At 51.6% G+C, this 7,482-nt stretch carries 5 protein-coding genes; 3 read left to right on the top strand and 2 right to left on the bottom strand.

Translation table 11 applies throughout. The features are described 5' to 3' along the window. Nucleotides 1-719, bottom strand: a 719-nt coding sequence (locus tag GY683_RS06955) for a tetratricopeptide repeat protein (protein ID WP_297288047.1), incomplete at its 3' end; no start/stop codon positions are given. 103 nt (nt 720-822) lie between these two features. After that, a complete protein-coding gene (trxB, locus tag GY683_RS06950; protein WP_297288046.1) occupies nt 823-1,761 on the bottom strand; it encodes a thioredoxin-disulfide reductase in 939 nt (312 codons plus the stop codon). 217 nt (nt 1,762-1,978) lie between these two features. Here trxB and GY683_RS06945 point away from each other — a divergent pair, with 217 nt between their 5' ends. From GY683_RS06945 to topA, 3 genes are all read left to right on the top strand, one after another. Further along, complete coding sequence (locus GY683_RS06945) at nt 1,979-4,852, top strand: DNA translocase FtsK (RefSeq protein ID WP_297288045.1); 2,874 nt, start codon at nt 1,979-1,981, stop codon at nt 4,850-4,852. A 7-nt stretch (nt 4,853-4,859) separates the two neighbouring features. After that, on the top strand, nt 4,860-5,417 hold the full coding sequence (locus tag GY683_RS06940; RefSeq protein WP_297288044.1) for a hypothetical protein: 558 nt from the start codon (nt 4,860-4,862) through the stop codon (nt 5,415-5,417). Between the two features lie 182 nt (nt 5,418-5,599). Then, nucleotides 5,600-7,482: type I DNA topoisomerase (gene topA, locus GY683_RS06935; RefSeq protein ID WP_297288043.1), on the top strand; the 1,883-nt coding region annotated here is incomplete at its 3' end.

Raw genomic sequence — 7,482 nt, 5'->3', positions numbered from 1 at the left:
GCATCTGCATCACCTTGCTCAGCCGCCTTACGATACCAATCCACCGCCTGAGCATAATCTTGACGCACGCCTTTGCCATTATTATACATCAAGCCTAGATTATATTGAGCATCTGCAAGCCCTTGCTCAGCTGCCTTACGAAACCAAGCCATCGCCTGAGCATAATCTTGGCGGACGCCTTGTCCATTGTCATACATCACACCTAGATTATATTGAGCGTCTGCATCACCTTGCTCAGCCGCCTTACGAAACCAAGCCACCGCCTGAGCATCATCTTGGCGGACGCCTTGTCCATTACTATACATATAGCCCAAATTTAATTGAGCGCTGGCAACCCCCTGCTCAGCCGCCTTACGATACCAAGCCACCGCCTGAGCATAATCTTGACGCACGCCTTGGCCGTTACGATACATCTGACCCAGATTGTATTGAGCATATGCATCACCTTGCTCAGCCGCCTTACGATACCAAGCCACCGCCTGCCCATAATCTTGATGGACGCCTTGTCCATTACTATACATATAGCCCAGCTCATTCTGAGCAGCGGCGTCGCCTTGCTCGGCTAATTTTTTAAATATGTTAAAGGCTTCTTGGTCGTAGTTTTGGTTGGTGATGTGTGATACGGCTTGCTGAAACTCGACTTCGCTTGCCATAACAGGGCTGGCTAGGCTTAGGCTTGCGCCCAGCAGTAGGGCGATTAGAGAGTGTTTGACGGTCATGGTTCTTCCTTTTGGTTTGGTTTACCCTATTGTAAGATACCCGTAACTTTTTTGCAAGATGACTGATAATAATAAAGGGACGATGATCGTCCCTTTGTGCAGATTATAAGCTGTCTAGGTATTTTTCAGCGTCTAGGGCGGCCATGCAGCCGGTGCCTGCCGAGGTAATGGCTTGGCGGTAGATGTGGTCAGCGACGTCGCCTGCCGCGAATACGCCTGGCACGCTGGTGGCGGTGGCATTGCCGTTAAGACCGCTATTTACCACGATGTAGCCGTCTGTCATGGCAAGCTTACCATCGAACATGGCGGTATTTGGCTTGTGCCCGATGGCGACGAACATGCCCATCACGTCTAGGGTTTTGGTTTCGCCGTCGGTGTTCTTGATGACCACGCCAGTAACACCCATCTCATCGCCCACGACTTCTTGGACGCTTGAGTTCCATTCGATGCTGATGTTGCCGTTTTTGACTTTATCGAACAGCTGATCTTGCATGATCTTCTCAGCGCGTAGGCTGTCGCGGCGGTGCACCAGGGTGACGTGGCTGGCGATGTTCGATAGGTATAGGGCTTCTTCGACTGCGGTGTTGCCCCCGCCGATGACGGCGACCTTGCGGTTCTTGTAGAAGAATCCATCGCAGGTGGCGCAGGCAGATACGCCTTGACCCATGAATTTGCTTTCGGACTCTAGGCCTAGGTATTGGGCGGTGGCACCGGTGGCGATGATGAGCGCGTCGCAGGTGTAGGTGGTGCTGTCGCCAGTTAGGGTAAATGGGCGCTGCTCAAAATCCACACTATGAATGTGGTCATAGATCAGCTGAGTGCCGAAGCGCTCGGCATGCTCTTTCATCTCTTCGACCAGTGCGGTGCCAGTCAGACCGTGGCGACCGCCTGGCCAGTTGTCGATCTCGGTGGTGGTGGTTAGCTGTCCGCCCACCTGTAGGCCGGTGATGATGACAGGGTTTAGGTTGGCGCGCGCGGCATAGACGGCGGCAGAGTAGCCAGCAGGACCTGAGCCTAGGATGATTAAGCGATGGTGATTCATGAGTGTGTCCAATGGATGAATATAATAAAAAGCTGATTAGTATATGGGAAATTTTGCCAAAATTGCAAGCCAAATCCACCAAAACACCGCCATCAATAAAATCAAACATCAAAAAATGATAAAATTTTGTTCGTTCTATGCGAAAAATTTTGATATGTCAAGCGGTTATCCTATATAATGTAGGGTTTGTTAATGCACCAATCTCTAAGCATCCACCATGAATCAACTGCTCCAACACGAATCCGTCAATCAATTCTTAGGTAAATTACCCATCATCAAGCGCCTGTTTTTTAGTGTGATTGGTGTGGGGCTTTTGGCGTTTTTATTCATCTCATTGCTGTCTTATAACCCTGCTGACCCTGCTTGGTCTCATGTCGGCAGCAGCAGCGACATCAGTAATGTCGGTGGTCGTCTGGGCGCGTGGGTGGCGGACATTCTGCGTGCGTTTTTTGGATTGGGCGCGTGGTTCTTTGTGGTGGTGCTCGCCTATGAGTTGGTGCATCTGTGGTGGACGCGCGGCTCTGTGATGTGGGTGCTGCGTCTGATTGCATATGTGTTCTTGTTGGCGTGCATCAGTGCGATGTTCGCTCAGCTGGGCGCGTGGTGGCAGGCGGACAGTGCAGCGAACTTTGGCGGAATGCTTGGTTATGAGCTGTTAGGTAGCCTGACTGGCGTGCTGGGTGTGCCCGTCGCGATGGCGTTCTTGGTGCTCATGACGTTATTGGTGGCGACATTGACCTTTGAGGTGCGTTGGTCGCTACTATGGGCAAAATTCGCCAAGCGCAAAACCACCACCGACGATGACATCTATACAGATGAATCAGACGAAGTGAGTGGTGCGGATGTATCCGAGGATGATGAGCTGATCATCAGCCAAATCACACCAAGAACACCCGTCTATCAGGCGCATAACCACCAAGGGACGCTGGAGAGCTTCTTGGTGAATTCTGGGCTTCGTGAAGAGCTCATCGCCAAAAAACAAGCCGATGCCGAAGCGGAGAAATTGGCTCAGCAGCAGGCGCAGGCAGTACCGCTGCATGAGGAGCACACTCAGCCTGACTATGAAGAGATGGATGCACCTGATGATGTCATGGGTGATGGTAATCATGACAGCGCCACGTATGCGTATGAGCAGACTCATCAAGACGACAGCGTGGAGATTGATACGGCTTATGATGTCAATGCGTATGATGAGCCTGCACATGAGACCGCTCAGCAGTCTGGTGAGTATGTGATAGATGAGCAGATTCGCCATGATGATTATCTAGACAGCCATCAAGAGACCGCTGATGTGCATCAACAAGCCCCGATCATTAGTACTGAGCGCACATCGGATGAGAATAATGCCTTTGGCGGGGTGGACTTCGCAGGGTTGTCAAATGATGCTCTAATTGAACAAGCCGACGAACAAGCCGAACACGATTGGCAAATGCATGATCAACCAGAAGCGCTAAGCAATGACAGTTACGCATCTCATGCTGCGCATCAAGATGAAGTCATTTATGCCGAGGCAGAAGAGATTGATGAGGAAGAGACCCTGCCCGTCGATCATCTACCAAAATCCATGCCATCAGGCACCGAGCGACCAAAATCGCACGCGATGAGCACGCTAGAATATCGCATGAGTCTAAGCGCTGTGCCAGAGCTTGATATCCTAGACCCCAAGCCTGCCACGACCATCACCTACACCCCAGAAGAGCTAGACCAGCTGTCGGCACTGCTAGAGATTAAGCTACTAGAATTCAACGTCAAGGCAGAAGTCGTCTCCGCGATGGTGGGACCTGTGGTGACTCGCTTCGAGGTGGATCTGGCGGCAGGCATCAAGGCAAGCCGCGTTAGTAAGATCGCCCAAGACCTTGCGCGCTCGATGTCGATGGCGTCTTTGCGTGTGATCCCTGTGATCGCAGGTAAGCCTTATATTGGCATCGAAGTGCCTAATCGTAAGCGTCAGATTGTTAGCCTAATTGAACTGCTTGACACCCCTGATTATAAAGATCCGAATGCAGGCATTAGCATTGCCATCGGCACGAACATCAGCGGCAAGCCCGTCATTGCCGACCTTGCCAAGGCGCCGCACATGCTCGTGGCAGGTACGACAGGTTCGGGTAAATCGGTGCTGGTGAACTCATTCTTGATGTCGATGCTATTAAAGTACACGCCTGATGAATTGAAGCTGGTCTTAATCGACCCAAAACAGCTTGAGCTGGCGAACTATGCTGATATCCCGCATCTGCTAACGCCTGTCATCACTGACATGACTGAGGCGACCGCCGCACTTAACTGGTGCGTGACTGAGATGGAGCGTCGTTATCTGCTCATGAGTAAGCTGCGTGTGCGTAACCTTGCCGCCTTTAACCAAAAGGTGCTAGAAGCCCAAGCATCGGGCGAACCGATCATCGACCCGCTATGGAGCGCATCCGACCACGTAAGTGACATCGTACCAAAACTAAAACCACTCTCAAAAATCGTCGTCGTGGCGGATGAGTTTGCCGACATGATCATGCAGCTAGGCAAGACCGCAGAAGAACCAATCGTCCGCCTCGCCCAAAAATCACGCGCAGCAGGCATTCACCTTATCCTAGCGACCCAGCGTCCTGTGGCGAACGTCGTGACAGGCTTGATTAAGTCTAACATTCCATCGCGTGTGGCGCTGCGCGTGAACTCTGCCACAGACAGTCGCATCATCATTGAGGAATCAGGCGCGGAGAACATGCTGGGTCACGGTGACATGATGTTCCTAGCGCCTGGCGCGATCGAGACCGAGCGTGTTCATGGCGCCTATGTCAAGGATGATGAGGTGAACCGTGTGACCGACGCATGGCGTGAGCGCGGCGTGCCTGATTATATCGACCTGACAGACAGCTTTACTTTCGAGGGTGAAGGCAGTGGCGACAGCGGTACGGGCAGCGATGATGAGTATTTTGATTTGGCGGTGTCGCACACGCTTGAGACGCGTAAAGTATCTATCTCTGCATTGCAGCGCAAATTTAGCATCGGCTATAACCGAGCAGCGCGCATCGTGGATATGATGGAAGAGCGCGGCGTGGTGAGCGCGGCGGATAATAGTGGCAAGCGCCAAATTCTAATGTAAGGACGGTATGGACATTCAAGGCTCATTGCCACTGATTGTGGTGCTTGTCGTGGCGGGATTTTTGCTTGGTAACATGTTCGCCGCCAAGCCAAAGGCGCACGAGGTACGCACCTCAGATTTTAGATTATTGGCCAGACGACTGGGATTTAACCCAAAATTCGTGAGCCGTCCTGACTGGCTGCCTGCTGCGGTTCAGACAGGCGTGCGAGCCAATAACCACGCGGTTAAGAATCAGATGGTAACGGCCTATGCAGTCATTAATGATGAGTGGCGTCTGCCTCTGGTGAGACTGGCGGCGACAGATGGCACGTGGCAGACGATCGAGGATAGTCATGCCTTAGATGGCGCATCGATCGACCTGCCAAAGGACATCGGCGATCACGTCGTGGGACTACAAGCCAAAGCCAATAGCTTGATCATATACTGGCATGATGGTCGTTATCAATCTTGGCAAGGCACCAAGAAACTTGACAAATCCCTTGCGGAGCAAGAATTGACAGCCTTACAAGCACAGCTCACCGCATGGGGCGATGAGATGAATCGCATAAAATCAGCCAAGCACTAACCGCATATTAATATCACATGCCCACCTAATGGCATATTGACATACTTGTCAGAGTGTGGGTAGTGTGATATTTTATAAATAGAAATATTTGTGTAACTCATTTGGGATGATTCCAGTTTTGGAAAAATTGGATAATTAATAAAGTAAATTAAACCGTTTTGAATCATTTTTAAGGCAGCTTCATGGCGACAACCAAATCCACCAAAAAAACCACCAAGTCCACCACGACGGCACCCAAGGCATCCGCCAAGGGTAAGTCGCTCGTTATCGTGGAGTCGCCTGCCAAAGCCAAGACGATTAATAAATACTTGGGTAATGACTATATCGTACGTTCTAGCGTGGGGCATGTGCGCGACCTGCCTGTATCTGGCACAGATAAGACCAAAGCCAAAGCGGATGAGACAGGATTGTCCCGCGAAGAAAAAGCGCAGCGCGCCTTGGTTCGTCGCATGGGTGTGGATCCTGAGCATGACTGGGCGGCGGTGTATGAGATTTTGCCGAATAAGACCAAGGTCATCAAAGAACTAAAATCCCTAGCCAAAGACGCTGACACCATTTATCTGGCGACCGATTTGGACAGAGAGGGGGAGGCGATCGCTTGGCACCTAAAGGAGGTAATCGGCGGTAGCGATGATAAGTACAGCCGTGTGGTATTTAATGAAATCACAAAAACCGCTGTCCAAAAAGCATTCGAGCATCCTGATAAGCTAAACATCGATCGTGTTAATGCCCAGCAGGCGCGCCGATTCCTTGACCGCGTGGTGGGCTTTATGGTGTCGCCGCTACTGTGGGCGAAGGTCGCTCGTGGTCTGTCAGCAGGGCGTGTGCAGAGTGTTGCCACGCGTCTGGTGGTGGAGCGCGAGCGCGAGATTCGTGCCTTCGTGCCGGTGGAATATTGGGAGATTCACACCAATAACCAAGCCGCTGGCGAGGATCTGCGTCTAGAAGCCACCAAATATAAAGGTAAGACCTTAAAGCTTGGCAATAAAGACGATGCCGATGCCATCGTGAATGTCCTGTCTGATGCCAAATTCATCGTCTCTAGCATCGATGAGAAGCCCACGCAGTCTAGAGCGTCTGCGCCTTTTATCACATCGACGTTGCAGCAGGCGGCGAGCACACGCTTGGGATTCTCAGTCAAAAAAACCATGATTTTAGCCCAAAGACTCTATGAGGCGGGCTTCATCACTTATATGCGTACCGACTCGACTTTCTTGAGCCAAGATGCGCTTGGTGCGGTGCGTGGCTACATTACGGATAATTATGGTAATCAATACCTGCCAGAAAAACCTAATTTCTATGGTAATAAACAAAACGCCCAAGAGGCGCACGAAGCGATTCGACCATCCAATGTCACCATCAAATCAACCCAGCTGACAGCGATGGAGCGTGACGCTCAGCGCCTATATGAGCTGATTTGGCGTCAGTTCGTGGCATGCCAGATGACGCCTGCGCGCTATCGTTCGGTGAGCCTGATCGTTGATGCTAATGGTGTTGAGCTCAAGGCGAAAGGGCGCACGCTCGTATTCGATGGCTACACTAAGGTTCAACCACCTGCCAAGAGCGATGATGTACTACTGCCGAACGTACAAGTGGGCGAACACCTGCCACTGATCAACATCGAGCCGAGCCAGCACTTCACCAAGCCGCCTGCGCGCTATTCTGAGGCCAGCCTTGTCAAGGAGCTTGAGAGCCGTGGCATCGGACGACCATCGACCTATGCATCCATCATCTCCACCATCCAAGAACGTGGCTACGTTCGCCTAGAGAATAAGCGTCTATATGCTGAGAAGATGGGCGACATTGTTACCGAGCGTTTGGTGGAGAGTTTTCCTGATCTGATGGATTATGCCTTTACCGCTGGGCTTGAAGATAAGCTTGACGAAGTGGCGGAAGGTCATCAAGATTGGAAGCGTGTGCTGGATAATTTCTACGGTGATTTTAAGGGTAAATTAGAAACCGCCAAAGGCAAAGACGGCATGCGTCCGAACGATCCGACGAATGTGCCAGACATCCACTGCGATCTGTGCAGTCGCCCGATGCAGATTCGCACAGGTTCGACGGG

The sequence above is a fragment of the Moraxella sp. genome (genome assembly GCF_024227015.1).
Taxonomy (GTDB): Bacteria; Pseudomonadota; Gammaproteobacteria; order Pseudomonadales; family Moraxellaceae; genus Moraxella.
This window is presented reverse-complemented; position numbering and strand designations above follow the sequence as displayed.